Source organism: Lentzea sp. NBRC 105346 (assembly GCF_030269605.1).
In the GTDB taxonomy this organism is placed as follows: domain Bacteria; phylum Actinomycetota; class Actinomycetes; order Mycobacteriales; family Pseudonocardiaceae; genus Lentzea.
In genome coordinates this window covers 431,609-451,859 of sequence record NZ_BSTQ01000004.1, presented here as the reverse complement: position 1 = coordinate 451,859, position 20,251 = coordinate 431,609, and the positions used below count along the sequence as shown (strand labels likewise).

The window sequence follows — 20,251 nt, the reverse complement described above, 5'->3', positions numbered from 1 at the left end:
TTGTGTGGTTGTGGCGCTCCCCTCGACGCGATGGAGTGTTCGGCACGCCACGCATCAGAAGGGGGAAACGGATGCGCAGGAAGTTGCTCATCACCCTGCTCACGGCGCTGACCGTCACGGCCGTCGTCAGTCCTCCGGCCAGCGCCGGCCTCCCGGCCGGCTTCAGCACCCAGAAGATCGACTGGAAACCGTGCTTCAACCCGCCGCCACCGGGTCTACCGCCGGGCGCCGAGAAGCTCGAGTGCGGCACGTTCCAGACCCCGATGAACTGGGCGGCACCGGGCAAGGCCATCACGATCGCGGTCAGCCGGCTCAGCGTCGGCACCCCGAAGAAAACGGTCTTCACCAACCCCGGCGGCCCCGGCGGCGCGGGCCGCACGTTGCCACTGGCCTTCCTGAACCGCCCGAAGCTGCTGCAGAACACCGAGATCATCGGCATCGACGTCCGCGGCACCGGCGCCAGCAGCAACGTCACGTGCGGCGGCTATCAGGCGCTGGGCCAGGTCGACCCGCGCGACCGCAGCCGTGACAACCTCGACCTGCTCAACGACACCTACGAGCTGCAGGCCAAGTTCTGCCAGCGCAAGTCCGGCGAGCTGGGGCCGTTCGTCACCACCGAGCAGACGGTCCGCGACCTGGATCTGTTGCGGCAGCTGCTGAACCGGGACAAGGTCAGCTGGATCGGCTACTCCGGCGGCACCTGGATGGGCGCCTACTACGCCACGTACTTCCCGCGGTCCGTCGACAAGTTCGTCCTCGACTCCAACGCCGAGTTCACCTCGGACTGGCAGACGGTGTTCAGCGCGTTCGGACCGGGCTTCGAGCGGCGCTTCCGCACGGACTACCTGCCGTGGGTGGCCAAGTACGACAACGTGTTCCACCTCGGCACGACCGCGGAACAGGTCCGGCAGGTCTACGAGAAGACGCGCGCCAGGCTCGCCGAACAGCCGGTGACGCTGCCGGACGGCACGGTCGTCACGCCGACGCTGCTGGACCTCGTGCTCATCCAGACGCAGTACAACAAGCTGAACTTCACGCAGGGCACGCAGTTCCTCGTGATGCTGCAGGGAAACCAGTTCACCGCCCAGGCGTCCTATCCGGACGCGAGCCTCGGCACGCAGTACTCGATCCTGTGCAACGACACGCCGTTCCACGGCGGCCGGGAGTACCTCAACCGGCGGTTCACCGAGCTCGGCAAGCAGTACCCGCTCGTCGGCTACTACGCGATCGCCGGGCCGTGTCACTTCTGGGACCGCCCGAACGTGCATCTCAAGCGGCCCACCGGAATCGGGGTTCCGCCGGTGCTGATGGTGCAGTCGGTACGCGACCCGGCCACGCCGCTCGAAGGCGCGCAACGGGCCCACGCGCGGTTCGCCGGCAGCCGCATGCTCACGGTCAACGACGAGGGCGACCACGGCATCTACGGCCGCGCGAACCCATGTGTCAACGACATCGTCGAGAGCTTCGTCGTCGATGGTGTTGTGCCGCAACGGGATCTGACGTGTCCCGGCGTCCCCCTGCCCGCACCCGGCGCCGAGCAGGGCGGCAACCCGATCGGCGACGCCGAGGCCTACGCCCGGCAGGTCGGCTGGTAGTCAGCCGATCAGGAGAACGGCCTGCGTGAAGGTCGTGTACCACGCGCTCTCGGTGAAGCGCGGGCCGTTCTCCTCGCCCAGGTACAGGTCGATGTGCTTGGTACCGCCCAGTCCCGGCGTGAAGGAGTCCTTGATCACCCAGCTCGCCGACCGGAACTTCGCACACACGTCCGTCTGTCCACAAGAGACGATCTTGACCCGCGCGCCTTTCGGCAGACCGTCGGCCGCCGCGGAGACGAAGGGTTCGAGCACGCCGCCGTTCGTGTCGCGCGGCGCGGTGTCCAGCCAGAAACCACTGTCGTGCGACCAGTTCAGGTACTTGCCGGACGCGGTGCGGCCGGTCCCCTCGCTCTCGACCGCCTCGACGAAGTCGGCGGGATAGCTGCCCAGGTCATCCGACCCGTTGGCGCAGTCGATCTTCGGACAGCCGCGCACCCGTTTGCGCTCACCGCTGTGGAACGACTCGACCGCCGTGTAGTACACGGTGATCGTCCAGCCGGCCGACTGCTGCCCCACGGCAGTGGTGGTCGTCGGTGGAACCGGTGTTGTCGGCGGGATCGTGGTCGTCGATGGCGCGGTGGTGGTGACCACTGGCGGCGTGGTCGTGGTGGTGGGCACACCGGTTGGCGAGCCCTCCACGGTCGAACACGCGGCGAGGCACGTCAGCATCAGCAACGACAGCCGACGTGCCCCGCCCATGGAAACTCAGCCTGCCATCACGGTGTTGACGGGAACGAACTGGTAGCCCAGCGCCTTGATGCCGGACACCGTCTGCTGCAGGTACGACGTGCCCAGGTACGGGTGGTAGAAGAAGCTCGCCACGCCGTCCTTCACGACCTTCATGCTGCGGGCCGTGTCGATCAGGTCCGCGGGCAGCCGCGCGGGGTGGTGGTTGAACGGCTCCGGCTCGACGTTGCCGACACCTTCGGGCGCCACCACCGAGCCGTAGATGTCGCGCACCAGGTACGGGAAGTACTGGCCGAAGATCCGGTCGTACTGCGGGATTCCGGTGCCGCACGCGCCGTTCGGGCAGTACCCGCCGAAGTAGAGACCCCGGTCGTAGCGCTTGCCGAAGTTGTTCTGGATCACCTGGTAGTCCACGGCCGACGCGGCGTAGTGCGGCGGCTCGAAGATCGTCGGCGCGGCGAAGCCGGCGAGCATGAACCCCGTGCGCGACGAGTTGATCCGGCCCTGCATCCACGCCGCCGAGTCACCGGGGACCGGGCCGTCGTAGATCACGCTGTCGTTCGGGTCGATGTGCGCCCGGTAGAACTCGAAGTCGTTGGCGGACATGCCGTCGTACGGGTTCTTGATCTTGCCGAACTGGTGCGTGTACCCGTGCATCAGCAGCGTGCCACCGCGGTTCTGCATGTACCGCAGCGCGGTGATCACCTGCGGCCGTGAGGCCAGCGAGTACGACTCGGGCACGCCACCGTTCTCGGCGCCGAGCGGGTTCTCGAACTGCGGGTAGACCGCGACGGTGAACGGAACCTTCTGCGCGTACAGGTAGTCCGCGACCGCACGCAGCTCGGCCGGGTCGGCGTCGGGGCCGACGTCCTCGATGCGCACCAGCGCGCGCTTGCGGTCCGGACCGGCCGGGTTGGCGATGTCGCTGATCAGGTCCGCGGCCGCGAGGTAGCGGTCGCCGTGGCCGACGTAGCTGAACGGGATCTCGCCGATGTAGGTGAGGTTGCCCGACCGCGTGGCCCAGTTGATCGGCCCGGCGGCGCTGCCGTTCGCGACGGCCAGCGGCGCGGCCTTGGTGGCGTCGCTGATCTGCGTGACCATCAGGCCGGACGCCACGGTGAGCTCGTCGCGGTTCAGCGCGACGCCCTTGTACGTCACCTCGGTGGCCTCACCGAAGTCGAAGCCGGACCAGTTCCAGCCGTACTGCGCGGTGAAGTTCGCCGCACGCGCCGAGAGCTGCCAGATGTTGTGCGCCATCCACAGCACCGGGCGGCTGCCCGCGAGCACGTCGTCGAGGAACGCCGTCGGCAGCGGCTCGTCGTAGGTCGAGCCGATGTAGATGACGCCGGTGTAGCCCGCCATCTCGCCCGCGGCGTAGCTGCTCACCGGGTGCATGACGTAGGCGCTGCCGTGCGACACGAGGTTGGCCGCCACGACCGCGTAGGCCTCACCGAGCCACGCCCAGGAGCCCGTGCTGTCGTACAGCACCAGCGTCTTGCGGGACAGTGGCGCACCGGGCGCGGCCTTGCCGTTGGACGCCGCGGCGGCGGCCGTCGAGGACTGGCCGACCAGCGGCGACAGCACGGTGCTCAGCACGCCCGGCTGGTCCTTGCGCTTTTCGACGTTCGTCGCAGCCGGCTTCGACGTGGCGGGCTTCGGCGGGCCGGGCAGCAGCCGGTCCGCGAGCTCACCGACGGACTGCGGGCCGGTTCCGAGCGAGATCGGTGCCGCCTGCACGCCGGGCGACGCCGTCAGAACGAGAGCCGCGACGGTGCCGACGGCTCCCAGCGTCAGCTTGGAGAGTTTCATCCGACGTCTACCTTCTGGAGTGGTGCGAACTCGGTGGGGCGGTGGTCCTGCAGGCCGAGCAGCCACGCGAACGCCTGCTCGGTGCGCACGGAGGCCAGGCCGTCGCCGAACGGGTTGCCGTCCGCGGTCATGGCCGCGCGGGCGGCGGAGTCGTCGAGGAGGTCGGAGGCGAGCGACACGATGCGGTCGCGGTCGGTGCCCACGAGCACCGCGCACCCCGCGTGCACGGCCTCCATCCGCTCGGTCACGTCCCGCAGCACCAGCACCGGAATACCGAAACTCGGCGCCTCCTCCTGAATGCCGCCGGAGTCGGAGAGCACGAGCGTGCACGCCGACAGCAACCGCGCGAGCTGCGCGTACGGCAACGGCTCGGTGATCGTCACCCGGTCCAGCCCGCCGAGGACGGTCATGACCTGCTCGCGCACGGCCGGGTTCGGGTGCGCGGGCAGCACGACCTCGATGTCCGGCTTCGCGGCGACGAGATCTGCCACGGCGTGCAGCACGCGGTCGAGCGGCTCGCCCCAGGATTCTCGCCGGTGCGTCGTCACCAGCACCAGGCGCGCCTGTCCGTTGTGGACTTTCGTCTCCACTTCCTGCAGACGGGTGTCGCCATAAGGTGCACGGCGCGCGGCGACGTCGAGCACGGCGTCGACGACGGTGTTGCCGATCGTGAGGACGTTGTTGCCCGCCAACGACTCCTCGGCGAGGTTCGCCGCGGACTCACGGGTCGGCGCGAGGTGTAGCGAGGCGATCTGCCCCACCATCCGGCGGTTGCCCTCCTCCGGGAACGGCGAGGTGAGGTCGTAGGACCGCAGCCCGGCCTCCAGGTGCACGACCGGAATCTGCTGCCAGAACGCGGCGAGCGCCCCGGCGAGCGTGGTGGTCGTGTCGCCCTGGACCAGCACCGCGGCGGGGCGGCGTTCGGTGTAGATCCGGTCGAGCTCCTCCAGCAACTGGCTGGTCAGCTCGGCCTGGGCACCCGTGACTCTCGAAAGCTTGATCGTGATGTCCGCGCTGAACCCGAAGGACTCGAGCGCCTGGTCCACCATCTGCGGATGCTGCCCGCTGTTCACCAGCACGGGACGCATGCGACCCCCGGCGAACATGGCCGCTGCCACCGGTGCCAGTTTGACCGCTTCCGGGCGTGTGCCCGCGATCAGGAACACCTCAGGCTCCTCGCCGGGCCCGATCTCCCGCGGACCCGGGACAAGGGCACTAAGACCCATCTTCTACCTCTTTGGCTCTATGCACGCGGCGGCAGTACGTGCGTATCAGGTAATGAACAGCGGTGTGTAAATACCATTTCGCAACTACGGAAGCTGGGTACCGCCATTGCGGTGATTAGCTTCACGAAGTGGCGTGTAACGAGTTGTCTTGCACCTTCGATTAGGTCAGTTGACGCCCCTGTCCCCTGCCCCTAACCTCCAGCCGGAACCCCAGCTTCTGAGCTTGCCGTCTGGTATCTCGCACAGGCCCCACGCTTCGTTACCGGGAGTTTGAATGCGCCAAGTCCCTGTCGGTGCGCGCAACTCGTTGCCCATGCAATTTCTTTCTCCAACTGGCCAGTAATATGACTGAGACCACACAATTCGCGACGTTCATGCTCGTCCTCCTCGCGTTCTGGCCCTGTTACAACCTTGTTCTGGCGCTGTTCGTCTGGTGGCGCCCGAAGCCAGGTCAGAGCGATGTCGCGAGCAAACATCCTCTCGAGTACTGGATCATCATTCCGGCTCTGAACGAGGAAAGAGTCGTCGCCAACACGGTCCGGTCGGCACTCGCGCTGGACGGCGCGCGGACGCCCGTTCAGGTCGTCGTGGTCGACGACGGATCGGACGACCGGACACCGCATGTGCTCGCGGAGATCGACGACCACCGGCTGCACGTGATCCGGCGCGAGCCGCCGAACGCGCGCAAGGGCAAGGGCGAGGCGCTCAACCACGCGTATCGCTACATCCGCGAGATCGCCGAACGCGAGGGCCTCGTGCACCGCGTGGTGATCGGCGTGATCGACGGCGACGGTCGTGGCGCACCCGGCATGCTGAGCGAGATCACGCAGTACTTCGCGGAACGCAGTGTGGGCGCGGTGCAGTGCCGCGTGCGCATCCACAACCGCGGTCACATGCTGGCTTTCCTGCAGGACCTGGAATTCAGCTGTGTCGTGGACGCGTCGCAGTCGTTGCGCGACGTCGTCGGCACGGTCGGGCTGGGCGGCAACGGGCAGTTCGTGCGGCTGAGCACGTTGATGCGGCTCGGCGACGCGCCGTGGTCCGCCTGTCTGGTCGAGGATCTGGAACTGGGCCTGCGGATCCACCTGGACGGCCAGCGCATCCGGTACGCGACGCGGGCGACGATCACGCAGCAGGGCCTGATCGACGTGAACCGGTTGCTGCGTCAGCGGACCCGCTGGGGCCAGGGCAACCTGCAGTGCCTCTCATACGTACCGAAGTTGTTGCGCGCCAGGCACATCTCGTCGATCGCGCTGATCGAGTTCATGCAGTACCTGCTGACGCCGTGGCTGGTGGCGCCGATGACGCTGGTGATCTGTGCGTTGCTGGGCCTGAACGTGTACGGCCAGATCGCGCGGGACGACGTGTTCGGGCTCGTCGCGATCGGGCCGGAGGCCGCGTTCGCGATGCTGTTGTGGCTCGGGGCGCTGGTCGTGCCGGGCGTCATCTGGGGTCTGGTGCACCGGCTCAAGCACGGTGACGAGCCGCTGTGGCGGGCGTTGCTCGTCGGGCTCGCCTATCCCGGTTTTCTCGTGCTGGGCTCGATTTCGACGTTGCGCGCGCTGTTCCGGCACTTCGCCGGTCGCAACGCGTGGGCGAAGACCGAGCGTCTGGTGGAGGAACCGGTCGTCAAGGCCGCTTAGAACGAACCGGGATGGGTCCGTCTGCGCCGTGCCGCGTAGACGCCCGCCTCGGTCCGCCGGTCGAAGCCGAGCTTGTGCAGCAACGACGACACGTAGTTCTTCACGGTCTTCTCGGCCAGGTACAGCCGGTTCGCGATCTGCCGGTTGGTCATGCCCTCCGCGATCAGGTCGAGGATGCGGCGTTCCTGCGGGCTGAGCGCGGCGTAGCGCGGGTCCTCCTCCGGGCCGCCGCGAAGTCGTTGCAGCACAGTGGATGTGACGCCGGCGTGCAGCAGTGAGCCGCCGTCGGCGAGGGTCCGGACGGCGGCGACGAGGTCGTTGCCCGACACCTCCTTGAGCATGTACCCGGACGCGCCCGCCATGATCGCGCCGAACAGCGCCTCGTCGTCCGAATAGGACGTGAGCATCAGGCACGCCGGCGGCGGCTCGAGGATGGAGCGAATCTCCCGGCACACCGTGACGCCGTCGCCGTCGGGCAGCCGGACGTCGATGATCGCGACGTCAGGCCGCACCTGCGGGGCGAGCGCGACGGCGGACGTGGCGTTGTCGGCCTCTCCGACCACGTCGATGTCGGGGGCTTGGGCGAGGAGCTGCTGAAGGCCCCTGCGCACGATCTCGTGATCGTCGACCAGCATCACCGCGATCGCCATGGCACCTCCTGCACGAGCGGAACGGACCAGAAAACCCGCACGCCTTCTCCCGGAACGGACTCGATCGAGCAGTTGCCGTTCCAGCGCGCGGCACGCGCGGCCATGTTCGCGAGACCGCCGCTGCGGTGGGGTGGTTCGTCGGACAGGCCGACACCGTCGTCGCGGACGACCAGCCCGAGCCGGGCGGCCGACGGATCGACGACGACGGTGACCTGCACACGCTCCGCCAGCGCGTGCCGGGCCACGTTCGTGAGCGCCTCGCGCAACGTGGCGAGCAGATCGGGCCGCAGGGCGTCCGGCACCAGCGAGTCGAGCGGGCCCTGCAGCGAGAGCGCCGGCTCGAACCCCGTCAGCCCGGCCGTCTCCTGCACCGCGCGCATGATCTGCCCGCGCAGACTGATGTTCGGCGACGGCGGCTCCTGCAGGGAGAAGATCGTGCGGCGGATCTCGCGGATCGTCGCGTCGACCTCCTCCACGAACTTCGTGATCCGCTCCGCCGCGGTCGGCCGCTCGACCGAGCCGGTCAGGCCCTGCAGGCCGAGTCCGAGCCCGAAGAGCCGCTGGATCACCAGGTCGTGCAGGTCGCGCGCAATCCGGTCGCGGTCCTCCAGCACGGCGAGCCGCTGCGCGTTGCTCTGCGCGCGCGTGAGCTCCATGACCAGCGCTGCCTGCCCGGCGAACGACTCCACGAGCTCGATGTCGGTCTCGTCGAACACGGGCTCGCCCGCCGGCCGCGACACCAGCAGCACGCCGAGCATGCGTTCGCCGGCCGACAGCGGGACGAGCACGCCCGGCCCGACCGCGCCCGGTGGTTCGACGAGGCACGCGCCCGCCTCGGCGGAGTGGCGGGCCTCGCCGCTGTCGAAGACCTCGTAGGTGAGGCTGTCCGGCCGGCGCGGCACGACCTGTCCCTCGGCGAGCACGCCGCGGCCCCCGTCGACGACCTCCAGCACGAGCTCGTCGTCGTCGTTCAGCAGCATCAGCGTGGCGACGATGCCACCGGCCGCCGCGCGGGCCCGGTTCGCGACGAGACACAGCGCGTCGCGACCGCTGGTGCCGGTGAGCATCGCGGTGGTGACCTCGGTGGTGGCGCGCAGCCACGTCTCGCGCTGGCGGGCCTTCTCGAACAGCCGGGCGTTCTCGATCGCGACGCCGGCCGTGGCCGCGACCGCGGCGACGATCTCCTCGTCCCGTTGCGAGAACTCGGCCTTGCCCGCGAGGTAGAGGCTGCCGAACTCCTCGCCGCGCACGTGGACCGGAACGGCGAGGAAGCCGGGCAGGTCGTCGGTGGTGATCGACCGCGGGTCCCCGGCCGGGAAGTGGATCCCCTCGTCGCCCGCGGAGAACTCGAGCACCTGCCGGTCCGGCCCGGCGACGGCCATCGCGCCGTAGCGCGCCCCGACGAGCTCGCAGGCGACCTGGACGACGTGGTGCAGCACGTCCGACAGGCGGAGATCGTTGGCGAGCGACAGCATGGCGTCCAGCAAGCGCTGGTCCGTGCTCACCGAACCGCCCACAGCTTCACCCCTTCCGGGGAGGGAGCCGACACGTCGAACGACTGAGGGTAACTCCACTGTGTAGTCGGAGGGGAGAGCATCACCGCAAGTGGTTACACTCGAAATTACTCTGAGTGCGTACAGTGTTCGAGCATTCTCGTGCCGGACACCATCTCGACGGGAATCATCAACCAGCGGCCGGGGTGGTCCGGTTCCGGATGTTCGACCGCGTGACCGACGACGGTCACCGTCCACCCGGTGGCGAGGTCCTGGGTGACGTCGTCGGCCTCGAAGGCGACGATCGTGTCGTGTGCCGCGAACGACGGCACGTCCTCGGGCAGCCGCACGACGAGCACGCCACCGTCCACTCGGAACACCACCGGACGCACCGCGGGCAGCGCGTGCTGGGTGAAGACGATGCGACCCACACGCGCCGATCGGAGTAGTCCGAGGCACTCCTCGCGGGTCAGCGGCATGCAGACGACGTTGCGCGTCTCATCTGGCGATGGACAGAGTCGTTAGACCTCAGACCCGGCCCCCGGATCAGACGAGACCGACCGTGAAGCCCTCGTCCTGCACACCTCGATAAAGTGGTCCGGCGAAGTGCCGCAGCGAGTTGTCCAGCAGCGGGACCAGGTTGGCGGCGTCGCCGAGCGGCAGCCGGTAGCCGTTGCGCACGGTGTGGAACTCCCACATGTGTTCCATGTGCGGGTGCGTGGCGCGGAACCGCTGTGGATCACGCGGGAACAGGTCCAGGCGCACCATCGTCTTGCGCGTCAAGGCATCCGAGAGTTGCACGACCCGCTCCTGCGTGCGGGAGACGGACACGGCGCCGAGCTCCTGCCACGCCACGGCCCACGGCGTGCCCTGCGGGTCGTCCCACCGCACGCCGGGCGCCTCGATGATCAGCTTGCGGGGCCGGGAGACCTTCTTCCAGTTGACGATCGCGAGCACCGCGATGCCGGTGAGCGCCACGCCGATCAGGCCCGCGATGATCCCGCCGACCGGCTCGCCGTCCGCGAACGCCGACACGGAGCCCACGAGCGCGGCGATGCCGAGTGCACCGGAGACCGCACCTCCGATGATCACTCGCCGGGTGTCACGGGTGCCGATGTCGATGACGGTCATTCGTCGAGGCTACTGCTGATCAACTGTTCAGCTGCTCCGAACGGGTCAAGTTCTCCGGCCACGACACGCTTCGCGAGCTGGTCGGTGTTCCCGAACCGCTTGCGCATCCGTTCGACGGCGATGGCCTCGATCTCGGCGCTCGCGCGGCGGATGCGTCGCTCCTCGAGCTCGCCGTGCTCCGCCATCCACTCGTGGTGCCGCTCGATCGCTTCGACGACCTCGCCGACCCCCTCGCCGCGCGCGGCGACGGTCTTCACGATGGGCGGCCGCCAAAGCGGCCCCTCGCGGTCGCGGCGGCCGAGCGAGATCATGTACTTGAGATCGCGGGCAGTGACGTCCGCGCCGTCACGGTCGGCCTTGTTGACCACGAACACGTCCGCGATCTCCAGGATTCCGGCCTTGGCGGCCTGGATGCCGTCGCCCATGCCGGGCGCGAGCAGCACGAGCGTGGTGTCCGCGAGCGACACGACCTCGACCTCGGACTGCCCGACCCCCACGGTCTCGACCAGCACGACGTCGCACCCCGCGGCGTCCAGGACGCGCAGTGCCTGAGGCGTTGCCCAGGAGAGGCCGCCGAGGTGCCCGCGCGTGGCCATGGAGCGGATGAACACGCCGGGGTCCGTCGCGTGCTCCTGCATGCGCACCCGGTCGCCCAGCAGCGCGCCGCCGGAGAACGGCGACGACGGGTCCACGGCCAGAACGCCAACCCGTTTGTTTTGGCTGCGGAACTCGCTGACCAGCGCACTGGTGGAGGTCGACTTGCCGACACCGGGCGCACCCGTGATGCCGACGACCTTGGCGTGCCCGGTGAACGGCGCGAGGGCCGCGGCCACCTCGGGCAGCTGCGGGCTGCCGTCCTCGACCAGCGAGATCAGCCTGGCGACCGCGCGCGGTTCACCATCACGCGCGCGGCCGACCAGTCCTGCTACGTCAACGGTGCGTGCCACCGTCCCGACCTTTCCACACCGGTCGTGTGGTCAGGCCTTCGGCACCCGGACGATGAGCGCGTCGCCCTGCCCGCCGCCACCGCACAGCGCGGCCGCGCCGATGCCGCCACCGCGGCGCTTCAGCTCGAGCGCGAGGTGCAGCGCGATGCGGGCGCCGGACATGCCGATCGGGTGGCCGAGCGCGATCGCGCCGCCGTTGACGTTGACCTTGTCCTCAGCAATACCCAGCTGCCGAGCCGAAACAATGCCGACCGCCGCGAACGCCTCGTTGATCTCGATGAGGTCGAGGTCGGACGGCTCGATGCCCTCCTTGGCGCAGGCGGCCTTGATGGCGTTGGCCGGCTGCTCGTGCAGGCTCGCGTCGGGGCCGGCGACGACGCCGTGCGCACCGATCTCGGCGATCCACGTGAGGCCCAGCTCCTCGGCCTTGGCCTTGCTCATCACGACGACGGCCGCGGCGCCGTCCGAGATCTGGCTGGCCGACCCGGCCGTGATGGTGCCGTCGCTGGCGAACGCCGGGCGCAGCTTCGCGAGGGTCTCGACGGTCGTGTCGCCGCGAATGCCCTCGTCGGTGCTGAACAGGATCGGGTCGCCCTTGCGCTGCGGGATCGCGACGGGCGCGATCTCCTCGTCGAAGACGCCGTTCTCGGCGGCCTTGGCTGCGAGCTGGTGGCTACGCGCGGAGAACGCGTCCTGCTCCTCACGCGTGAGGCCGTACCGGGTGTTGTACTTCTCGGTCGACGAACCCATCGCGACCTGGTCGAACGCGCAGAACAGGCCGTCGTAGGCCATGTGGTCGGTCAGCGTGACGTCGCCGTACTTGAACCCGCTGCGCGACTTCGGCAGCAGGTGCGGCGCCTGGGTCATCGACTCCTGGCCACCGGCCACGATGATGTCGAATTCACCCGCCCGGATGAGCTGGTCGGCGAGCGCGATGGCGTCGATGCCGGACAGACACACCTTGTTGATGGTCAGCGCGGGCACGCTCATCGGAATACCCGCGTTCACCGCGGCCTGCCTCGCAGGAATCTGCCCCGCGCCCGCGGTGAGCACCTGGCCCATGATCACGTACTGAACCTGCTCGGGCTGCACGCCCGCCCGTTCGAGCGCCGCCTTGATCGCGACGCCACCGAGCTGGGCGCCGGAGAAGTCCTTGAGCGAGCCGAGGAGCCTGCCCATGGGGGTACGAGCCCCGGCGACGATGACGGAACCGGACACAGCGGCCTCCAGCTATGGGGTGCGAACGGTCGTTAACCCTGCACGATACCCGCGGTTACTTGACGGTAATGCTGTGAGACCCCGCACAGGAGCACCTGCACCGATCAGGGAACTAGTCTTCGCCGGCATGGACGCTCTCCAGCCCTTCGTGACCGCGATCGACCACGTCGGCATCGCCGTGCCGGATCTCGACGCCGCCGTGGCGTTCTACGTCGACAACTTCGGGCTCTCGGTCGCGCACACGGAGACCAACGAGGAGCAGGGCGTTCGGGAGGCCATGCTCCGGGCCGGTTCCGGTGAGACCATGATTCAGCTGCTGGCTCCGTTGTCCGAGGAGTCCACTATCGCGAAGTTCATTGGGCGGTCTGGGCCTGGGTTGCAGCAGCTCGCCTACCGGGTGTCCGATGTGGACGCCGCTGCTGCGGCTCTTCGTTCGCGTGGTCTTCGGTTGCTGTACGACTCGGCCAAGCGCGGGACTTCCAACAGCCGCGTCAACTTCGTGCATCCCAAGGATGCGGGCGGCGTGTTGATCGAACTGGTGGAGCCGGCCGCGGATCACTGATCCCGGCGTCCGCCGGCTGGTGCCGGTGCGTGGTCGCTCGGCTGCCTGTCCCGTGCGTAGTCGCCTTTGTTGGCTGGCGGTTCCGTGGTTGCTCGTTTGGCTGCCGGTTGCGTGCGTGGTTGCTTGTTTGGCTGCCGGTTGCGTGGGTGGTCGCCTTTTGTTGGCTGCCGGTGTCGTGGGGCGCTGCGTCTTCCGGGACGCGCTTCGCGCGTGCGATTGGGGCTTGACTTGGGGCCCCTCGCGGCGTGGTGGGCCGGCTCCGCCGGCAGATGCAAGATCTGCCGGCCCGACAAGGGCTACCACGCCGCACCCCAAGTCAAGCCCCAATCGCTTTCGTAGTGGGTCACCAGACGCGCCCCACTCTTGGTGCGTGGTCGCTTCGTTGGCTGCCGGTCCCGCGCGTGGTCGCCAGCTTTCGTGCCGGTCCCGTGCGTGGTCGCCAGCTTTCGTGCCGGTCCCGTGCGTGGTCGCCAGCTTTCGTGCCGGTCCCGTACGTGGTCGCTCGCTTAGCTGCCGGTCCCCTGTGTGCCCACCTTCGGGCTCGGTCGCCGATCCCGGAACTGTCGGTCCCCCTCGCTAGCTTGGATACGGGGGCAGCTCACGACCACGGCGCGCCGACACACCCCCAGCCGACCGTATCGCCAGGGTCCGACAATCCCGCCCTAGGCAAGTCCCGCGTCACTCCGCCTCAGGCTGCCTAAGCGCCTCCGCCACGAAAGTCAGCTCCTGATCCATCCGGTCGTCCTCCACAGCCAGCCGCGCCACCGAATGCCGATAACTGACCGCCAAAGCCACCAAAGCGGCAGCACTGTCAACATCCTTGGCCGCCACCGCAGCCCCACCAGCAGCGAGGATGACGTTCCGAATCTGCGTGGCGACAGCCCGATACCGCTCATGCAACGCATCCCGCACAGCGCTGTGCGTATCGGCCTCGCGCCACAACAGGTGCGACAACAAGGGCGAGGCGTTCAGTCGCGCATCCAAAGCAGCGACGAGACGACGCAGACTCTCCGCGATATCCCCAACGACGACGACGCGCTTCTGGTCAACAGTCCCATCGGGCAGCCGCAAAACGAGAGCGGCCAACAGGTCAGCCTTGCGCCGGAAGTAGTAGTGCACCAACCCCTTGGGCACCCCAGCACGTTCGGCGATGCGGGACGTCGGCGTGGCGTCGAAACCGGATTCGGCGAAGAGTTCCTCGGCGGCCGCGAGGATGCGTTCACGCGCCGAATCGTCCACCGCGTTCCTCCACCAGGTGTGGGCCCACTCGAAGTGGGCCCACGATTTCATTCAGTGCGAACCGGCCGCCAGCCCGGAGGAGTGGGCGGCGTTCGCGGCGGGCATCGCCAGTGCTCCCGCGGCGACGGTGAGGACGCCACCGATCCAGCACGCCCACGAGGCGGCCATCATGTCGGAGAAGCCCATCACCCACGGCGAGATGAACAGAGCGGCACCTAGCACCATCTGTACGTACTCCCCGTAGACCATCGCCGGCATGGCCAGCGACAACAGGCCGTCAATGGCGATCAGCGCGCCGAGCACGATCATCGTCCACATGGCGGCGTTCGAGGTGTCGACCACCAACGGGGCGAGCAGCACCAGCACGCCGAGGCCCACCTCGACCCAGTCCTGCCACCTGGTCCACGCCTTGGTCATGATCCGTACCTCCGTCCTGTGATTCGGACAATTCGATGGTGCGCTTGGTTGGCCGCCCGGTCAAGAAGTGGAATCCCTCACAAGGTGGGCTCTGGATCGTTTACTGGTCGGTAACATCCGGCAACCTGCGACAATCCCCTCCTCGGGAAGGAATGCCGTGCAGAAGATCCTTGACGCGATTCTCGCGGACGAACTGGACGCGATCGCCCACCTGGACGTCCCCGAGAGCTACCGCGGTGTGACGGTGCACAAGGACGAGGCGGAGATGTTCCATGGCCTCGAGACCAGGGACAAGGATCCGCGCAAGTCGCTCCACGTCGACGAGATCCCCACGCCCGAACTCGGGCCCGGCGAGGCGCTCGTCGCGGTGATGGCCAGCGCCATCAACTACAACACCGTGTGGACCTCGATCTTCGAGCCGCTCTCGACGTTCAGCTTCCTCAAGCGCCTCGGCGGCAAGCACGACCTGCCGTACCACGTGGTCGGCTCCGACCTCGCGGGCGTCGTGCTGCGCACCGGTCCGGGCGTCACCGCGTGGAAGGCCGGCGACCGCGTCGTCGCGCACTGTCTGGACGTGCCGCTGGAGGCTCCGGACGGCCACAACGACACGATGCTCGACCCGCAGCAGCGGATCTGGGGCTTCGAGACGAACTTCGGCGGCCTCGCCGAGGTCGCGCTGGTCAAGGCCAACCAGCTGATGCCGATGCCGAAGCACCTCACGTGGGAGGAGGCGGCGTCGCCGGGCCTGGTGAACTCCACCGCCTACCGCCAGCTCGTCTCCACCAACGGCGCCAACATGAAGCAGGGCGACACCGTCCTGATCTGGGGCGCGTCCGGCGGCCTCGGCTCGTACGCCACGCAGTTCGCGCTCAACGGCGGTGCCACGCCGGTGTGCGTGGTCTCCTCGCCCGAGAAGGCGGAGATCGTCCGGTCCATGGGCGCGGAGCTGATCATCGACCGCTCGGCCGAGGGCTACCGGTTCTGGAAGGACGAGCACGAGCAGGACCCCAAGGAGTGGAAGCGGTTCGGCGCCAAGATCCGCGAGCTGACCGGCGGCGAGGACCCGGACATCGTGTTCGAGCACCCCGGCCGGGAGACGTTCGGTGCCAGCGTCTACGTCGCGCGCAAGGGCGGCAAGATCGTCACGTGCGCCTCGACTTCGGGGTACATGCACCAGTACGACAACCGCTACCTGTGGATGAACCTGAAGAGCATCATCAGCTCCCACTTCGCGAACTACCGCGAGGCGTGGGAGGCGAACCGCTTGATCGCCAAGGGAAAGATCCACCCCACAGTGTCCAAGGTGTACTCAATGGACCAGACGGGGCAGGCCGCGCACGACGTGCACCGCAACGCGCACCAGGGCAAGGTGGGCGTGCTCACCCTTGCGCCGCAGGAGGGTCTGGGTGTGCTGGATCACGAGCTGCGCGAGAAGCATCTGCCTGCTATCAACCGTTTCCGGGGTGTGTGAGGCAACGTTCACCCGGAAGCGGGTAGTTTGAGGGCATGGGCCTCGCCGACGACCGTGACCTCGTCCCACTGGGATCCGGCTTCGACATCGTCAAGCGCGGTTACGACCGCGCCCAGGTCGAGGATCATCTAGAGCGCCTCGACTCGGACCTGCGGCTGCTCGCCGCGGATCGCGATGCCGCGGTGTCCCAGACGAACGACCTCGCCAGGCAGCTGGAGGCCGCGCGTTCGGAGATGTCCGAACTGCGCGGCCAGGTCGAGCGGCTCTCGTTGCCGCCGACCACCCTGGAAGGGCTCTCCGAGCGCCTGCAGCGGATGTTGCGCCTGGCGCAGGACGAGGCGAACGAGATCAAGGCCAGGGCCGAAGCCGAGGCCGGTCACATCCGTGCGAAGGCCGAGGCGGACGCGGGCGTTCTGCGGCAGCGATACGAGAAGCTGATCGCCGAGCTGGACGAGCGCCGCACCGCCATGGAGGCCGAGCACAAGGGCGTGCTGGAGACGGCGCGCGCCGAGGCGGAGAAGATCACCAGCGAGGCCGAGGCGGCCGCCCGCAAGATCGCCGACGAGGCGGAGCAGCGGCGCGTCACCGTCGAGGAGGACTTCGAGATCGCGATGGCCGCGCGGCGCAACGAGGCCATGGCCACGCTCGCCTCGCAGGAGGCCTCGTCGAAGGCCGAGGCCGAACGGCGGGTGCGCGAGGCCACCGACGAGGCCACTCGGATCCGCACGGCGGTTCAGCAGGAGCAGGCCACCTCGAAGGCCGAGGCCGAACGCCGTGTGCGCGAGGCGACCGAAGAGGCCAACAAGCGCCGGCACGACTCGATCACCGAGGCGACCGCGCGCGTGCAGGAGGCCACCGACGAGGCGAACCGGCGCGTCCGTGAGGCCACCGAGGAGGCCAACCGCCGGATCACACAGGCCACGCAGCGCGTCGACCAGCTGCGCAACCTGCGCAACCGGCTGTCGCACCAGCTGCATGGCGTGCGCAGCGCGTTGCAGGAGGTCGTGCCGCTGCTCGACCCGCTGGAGGCGGAGAAGGAGTCGGCCGCACCGGCCACGGACGGCCCGACCGACAAGCTCGCGAAGCCGGCCGTCAAGTCAGACGCTGCCAAGTCTGACGTGCCTGCCAGCTGACGAAGGCCTCGGCGAACGCCTCTGGTGCCTCCAGCGGCACGAGGTGACCCGCGCCGGGGATCTCGCGATACGTGCTGTTCGGCAGCAGGTCCGCCATCTGCCGCGCCTTGGCGGGCGGCGTCAGCGCGTCGTGTTCGCCAACGATGACCAGCGCGGGAACCGTCGTGCGTTCGAGCAGCTTGGTGGAGTCAGGCCGCTTTGCCATGGCCCGCTGTGCCCAGGTCACCTCTTCGGGTGACTGCCGCCGGATGATCCGCCGCGCCTTGCTGACCGCCTCTTCCGGCGCGTTGTCGCTGAACAGGGCGGGCAGCAGGGCGTCGGGCACCCAGTCGACGCCTTCCTCCTCCACCCGCTTCGCCATGGCGAGCCGGTTGTCGCGGGCTTCCTCGGTGTCCGCGTCGGCCTTCGTGTCGACGAGAACGAGCCCCGCGACGCGTTCGGGCGCGATACGCAGGACCTGCATGGCCACGTAGCCACCCATCGAACAGCCGCCGAGCACGAACCGGTCGATCCCGCGCGCGTTCACCTCGGCCAGCACGTCGCGCGCCACGTGTTCGAGGTCGGGTTCGCGGTCCCCACCGCGCTGGTCGGGGGTGATCGCGCGCAGTCCGGCGGGCCACATCGCGGAGTCGAGGGGGAACGCGTGGAGCAGCACGAGGTCCATGGAGAGATCCTGCCCGGAAATTGTCAGACCTGCGCCGTACCGTGACCCCATGACCACCATCCGCACCGAAAGGTTGCTGCTCAGGCCGGTGTCGATCACTGATCTGGAGACCGCGGTCCAGATCATGGCCGACCCCGAGACCAACCGCTTCAACCCCATGGGCACGCCGAGCGCGGAACGGGTCGAGACCATGCTCCAGAACTGGATCAGCAGCTGGCAGACGGACGGCGTCAGCTACTGGGCGATCGAGCTGGCCGAGACCGGTGCCGTGATCGGCTTCGGTGGTCTGCGCCACGAGTACCTCGCCGAGGAGGCGACGCTCAACCTGTTCTACCGGTTCACCCCGGCCGCCTGGGGCCAGGGCTATGCACCGGAGATGGGGCGGGCAGCCATCGCGTGGGCTGATCGCGAACACCCGCACCGGCCGGTGGTGATCGTGACCCAGCCCCCGAACATGCCGGCGCAACGCGTGGCGGAAAAGCTGGGCTTCGTGTTCACCGGTGAACACGAAGCCGAGTACGGCACGGACATCGTCTACCGGCGTCAGGAGGTCATGACGAACTGACGCGGTAACGGCGTCGGCACCTCCGGCACCACCGCGGTGACGATCGCGTCGAGCACCTCGTCGGCCCGTCCGACGAAGAGGTGCCTCGCGCCGGGGAAGTCGATCACCACGGCGTGCGGGATGTCCTCCCCGAGGCGCTCCCGCGCCTGCGGTGGCCGGAGGTAGTCGTCGAGCTCGGGTACCAGGCAGACCACGGGCTTGTCCGTGCCGGCCCACACCCTGCGTTGCTCCGCAGTGCTCCACTTGAGAGGAGGTGAGATCAACACAGCCCCGCGCACGCGAGGGTCGCACCCGTGCATCAGCGCGAGGTCGGTGCCGAACGACCACCCGACGAGCCACACACCGGGCAGCCCCCGCTGCTCCGCGAACCCGATGGCCGCCGCGACGTCATGGCGCTCACCTTCCGCGTGGCCGAACGCGCCCTCGCTGCACCCGGCTTCGCTGGCGGTCCCGCGCGTGTTGAACCGCAACACCGCGAGCCCCGCGAGCGCGGGCAACCGCGCCGCCGCCTTGCGGTAGAGGTGGGAGTCCATCATGCCGCCGTGCGTGGGCAGCGGATGCAGACAGATCAACGTGGCCAACGGCGCCCGCCCGTCGGGCAACGCCAACTCGCCCACGAGCCGCAACCCGTCGGCCGTGGTGAGCGTGACTCGCTCACGCCGCGCGGGCAGCACCGTGTTGGCCCGGATCTCGACCATCCGCTCAGCACCAGACAACGGGATTCCCGGTTTCGACGGACGCCTCGAACAGCCGGACCAGGGCGCCGACGACCGGCGTGAACGAGCCCGCACCCACCAACCGGGACCGCACCACCAGGTCGCCGGGCACTCCGGCCTGCCCTGCGACGGGCTTGACCGGCAGCGTCACCGCCACCGGTCCGTCGCTGAACCTCACCTGGCCACCGTCGACCACCTCTTGGCTGAACCGCACGGCCCGGAACACCTCGACGTCGCCGCGCCGCACGAAGAACCCGTCGAGGTCGACCCCCATCTCGGCCTCGGCGGACATCACGTTCGCACCGCCGAACGCGCGGATCTGTTGCCACACCACCGCGCCCGTGACAGCGTCGCAGAGGACCGCCTCCTCGCCGAAGTCGCTGTGCCGGGCGAACCGCCGCAACTCGTCCAGCGCCGCGGCCGCCTCCGCCGCCTCCACGATGCCGCCGTTGCCGTTGGGCAGCACGTCGTTCAGGACGGGAAACCCCTGCCCGGCCACGGCGTGCTGGAAAGCGCGGTACGACGCCCAGTTGCCCACGGACTCGAGGGCGGCGGTCATGTCATCGTGCGGACACGCCTCGCTCTGCCACTCGTCGAGCACGTCGTACAGCTCGGTGTTGTCCTTGTAGGGAACCGAGAGGGTCAAGCCTTCCGGTTCCTGCACGATGAGCCCGGCCAGGCAGGCCGGTGGCGTCATCTTCCCGTCCTGCCAGCACCTGCAGTGCACGAACCCGTCAAGCCCCATGCGGGCCAGTGTGGCCCGGCCGAGGCGGACGCAGCCCGCCGGGGCCAGTCGAGAGACCCGAACGAGGGAGGCACAACACGCCGGGTCCGACCAGGCACACGCATCCCGGCGAAGGCAGCACAAATCCGCCAGGCGCAGCCGGGCATATGTGCCCGGCACAGGCAGGCCCAGCTCGCCAGACCCTGCCCCGGCAACCGCGCCCGAGCTCGGCACGCACAACTCGCCACACCCAGGCGGGCAGCAGGACGGCCGAAGCGGAGACCGCTCGCCGGATCCGGCCCGGAAACCCCGCCATTCGCCAGACCCGTCCCGGCATACGCAACCCGACCGAGTTGGACAC

Annotated in this window: 20 protein-coding genes; 6 read left to right on the top strand and 14 right to left on the bottom strand. The window is 68.8% G+C overall.

Annotated features, from left to right (window positions below):
* The first annotated feature begins 71 nt into the window (after positions 1 to 71).
* Positions 72 to 1,595 carry an alpha/beta hydrolase gene (locus QSK35_RS11975; protein ID WP_285745255.1) on the top strand — a complete coding sequence of 508 codons (1,524 nt, stop codon included), beginning with the start codon at positions 72 to 74 and terminating at the stop codon, positions 1,593 to 1,595.
* Here QSK35_RS11975 and QSK35_RS11970 read toward each other — a convergent pair whose 3' ends face one another.
* The 3 genes from QSK35_RS11970 to wecB are packed head-to-tail and all read right to left on the bottom strand — an operon-like array spanning position 1,596 to position 5,317.
* Positions 1,596 to 2,294: a hypothetical protein gene (locus QSK35_RS11970; protein ID WP_285745253.1), complete on the bottom strand. Its 699-nt coding sequence runs from the start codon at positions 2,292 to 2,294 to the stop codon at positions 1,596 to 1,598.
* A gap of 6 nt (positions 2,295 to 2,300) precedes the next feature.
* Positions 2,301 to 4,091: a DUF2334 domain-containing protein gene (locus tag QSK35_RS11965; protein ID WP_285745252.1), complete on the bottom strand. Its 1,791-nt coding sequence runs from the start codon at positions 4,089 to 4,091 to the stop codon at positions 2,301 to 2,303.
* Complete coding sequence (wecB, locus tag QSK35_RS11960) at positions 4,088 to 5,317, bottom strand: non-hydrolyzing UDP-N-acetylglucosamine 2-epimerase (RefSeq protein WP_285745249.1); 1,230 nt, start codon at positions 5,315 to 5,317, stop codon at positions 4,088 to 4,090. Before wecB ends, QSK35_RS11965 begins: the two co-directional genes overlap by 4 nt.
* A gap of 374 nt (positions 5,318 to 5,691) precedes the next feature.
* On the opposite strand from wecB, the gene QSK35_RS11955 reads away from it, so the two are divergent.
* Positions 5,692 to 6,960, top strand: a complete 1,269-nt coding sequence (locus QSK35_RS11955) for a glycosyltransferase family 2 protein (protein ID WP_285745248.1) — start codon at positions 5,692 to 5,694, stop codon at positions 6,958 to 6,960.
* Here the strand turns inward: QSK35_RS11955 and QSK35_RS11950 are convergent.
* From QSK35_RS11950 to QSK35_RS11925, 6 genes are all read right to left on the bottom strand, one after another.
* Positions 6,957 to 7,610: a response regulator gene (locus tag QSK35_RS11950; protein ID WP_285745246.1), complete on the bottom strand. Its 654-nt coding sequence runs from the start codon at positions 7,608 to 7,610 to the stop codon at positions 6,957 to 6,959. The genes QSK35_RS11955 and QSK35_RS11950 overlap by 4 nt on opposite strands.
* Positions 7,595 to 9,127, bottom strand: coding sequence for a sensor histidine kinase (locus tag QSK35_RS11945; RefSeq protein WP_285745244.1), 1,533 nt, complete (start codon positions 9,125 to 9,127; stop codon positions 7,595 to 7,597). The genes QSK35_RS11950 and QSK35_RS11945 overlap by 16 nt, the downstream gene beginning before the upstream one ends.
* 104 nt (positions 9,128 to 9,231) lie before the next feature.
* The gene (locus QSK35_RS11940; RefSeq protein ID WP_285745243.1) at positions 9,232 to 9,582 is read right to left on the bottom strand and encodes a pyridoxamine 5'-phosphate oxidase family protein; all 351 of its coding nucleotides are present in this window, start codon (positions 9,580 to 9,582) and stop codon (positions 9,232 to 9,234) included.
* Between the two features lie 67 nt (positions 9,583 to 9,649).
* Entirely contained in the window at positions 9,650 to 10,234 is a 585-nt protein-coding gene (locus QSK35_RS11935) for a hypothetical protein (protein ID WP_285745241.1), read from the bottom strand.
* On the bottom strand, positions 10,231 to 11,181 hold the full coding sequence (gene meaB, locus QSK35_RS11930) for a methylmalonyl Co-A mutase-associated GTPase MeaB (protein ID WP_285745239.1): 951 nt from the start codon (positions 11,179 to 11,181) through the stop codon (positions 10,231 to 10,233). Before meaB ends, QSK35_RS11935 begins: the two co-directional genes overlap by 4 nt.
* Positions 11,182 to 11,211: 30 nt before the next feature.
* Positions 11,212 to 12,399, bottom strand: a complete 1,188-nt coding sequence (locus tag QSK35_RS11925) for an acetyl-CoA C-acetyltransferase (protein WP_285745238.1) — start codon at positions 12,397 to 12,399, stop codon at positions 11,212 to 11,214.
* Positions 12,400 to 12,526: 127 nt separating this feature from the next.
* On the opposite strand from QSK35_RS11925, the gene mce reads away from it, so the two are divergent.
* Positions 12,527 to 12,961: a methylmalonyl-CoA epimerase gene (gene mce, locus QSK35_RS11920; RefSeq protein ID WP_285745237.1), complete on the top strand. Its 435-nt coding sequence runs from the start codon at positions 12,527 to 12,529 to the stop codon at positions 12,959 to 12,961.
* A 678-nt stretch (positions 12,962 to 13,639) separates the two neighbouring features.
* On the opposite strand, the gene QSK35_RS11915 is transcribed toward mce, so the two are convergent.
* Together QSK35_RS11915 and QSK35_RS11910 are read right to left on the bottom strand one after the other, a co-directional pair.
* On the bottom strand, positions 13,640 to 14,251 hold the full coding sequence (locus QSK35_RS11915) for a TetR/AcrR family transcriptional regulator (protein ID WP_285745236.1): 612 nt from the start codon (positions 14,249 to 14,251) through the stop codon (positions 13,640 to 13,642).
* Complete coding sequence (locus QSK35_RS11910; RefSeq protein WP_285745235.1) at positions 14,252 to 14,617, bottom strand: SPW repeat protein; 366 nt, start codon at positions 14,615 to 14,617, stop codon at positions 14,252 to 14,254.
* Between the two features lie 157 nt (positions 14,618 to 14,774).
* On the opposite strand from QSK35_RS11910, the gene ccrA reads away from it, so the two are divergent.
* Together ccrA and QSK35_RS11900 are read left to right on the top strand one after the other, a co-directional pair.
* Complete coding sequence (gene ccrA / locus QSK35_RS11905) at positions 14,775 to 16,088, top strand: crotonyl-CoA carboxylase/reductase (protein WP_285745233.1); 1,314 nt, start codon at positions 14,775 to 14,777, stop codon at positions 16,086 to 16,088.
* A 35-nt stretch (positions 16,089 to 16,123) separates the two neighbouring features.
* On the top strand, positions 16,124 to 17,221 hold the full coding sequence (locus QSK35_RS11900; RefSeq protein WP_285745231.1) for a coiled-coil domain-containing protein: 1,098 nt from the start codon (positions 16,124 to 16,126) through the stop codon (positions 17,219 to 17,221).
* Here QSK35_RS11900 and QSK35_RS11895 read toward each other — a convergent pair.
* Complete coding sequence (locus QSK35_RS11895) at positions 17,181 to 17,885, bottom strand: alpha/beta fold hydrolase (RefSeq protein WP_285745229.1); 705 nt, start codon at positions 17,883 to 17,885, stop codon at positions 17,181 to 17,183. The two genes, QSK35_RS11900 and QSK35_RS11895, sit on opposite strands and share 41 nt — an antisense overlap.
* 49 nt (positions 17,886 to 17,934) lie before the next feature.
* On the opposite strand from QSK35_RS11895, the gene QSK35_RS11890 reads away from it, so the two are divergent.
* A complete protein-coding gene (locus tag QSK35_RS11890) occupies positions 17,935 to 18,450 on the top strand; it encodes a GNAT family N-acetyltransferase (RefSeq protein WP_285745227.1) in 516 nt (171 codons plus the stop codon).
* On the opposite strand, the gene QSK35_RS11885 is transcribed toward QSK35_RS11890, so the two are convergent.
* Both QSK35_RS11885 and QSK35_RS11880 read right to left on the bottom strand, forming a co-directional pair.
* Positions 18,429 to 19,148: an alpha/beta hydrolase gene (locus QSK35_RS11885; protein WP_285745225.1), complete on the bottom strand. Its 720-nt coding sequence runs from the start codon at positions 19,146 to 19,148 to the stop codon at positions 18,429 to 18,431. The two genes, QSK35_RS11890 and QSK35_RS11885, sit on opposite strands and share 22 nt — an antisense overlap.
* Before the next feature lie 4 nt (positions 19,149 to 19,152).
* Positions 19,153 to 19,911, bottom strand: coding sequence for a hypothetical protein (locus QSK35_RS11880; protein ID WP_285745223.1), 759 nt, complete (start codon positions 19,909 to 19,911; stop codon positions 19,153 to 19,155).
* Between the last annotated feature and the right edge of the window lie 340 nt (positions 19,912 to 20,251).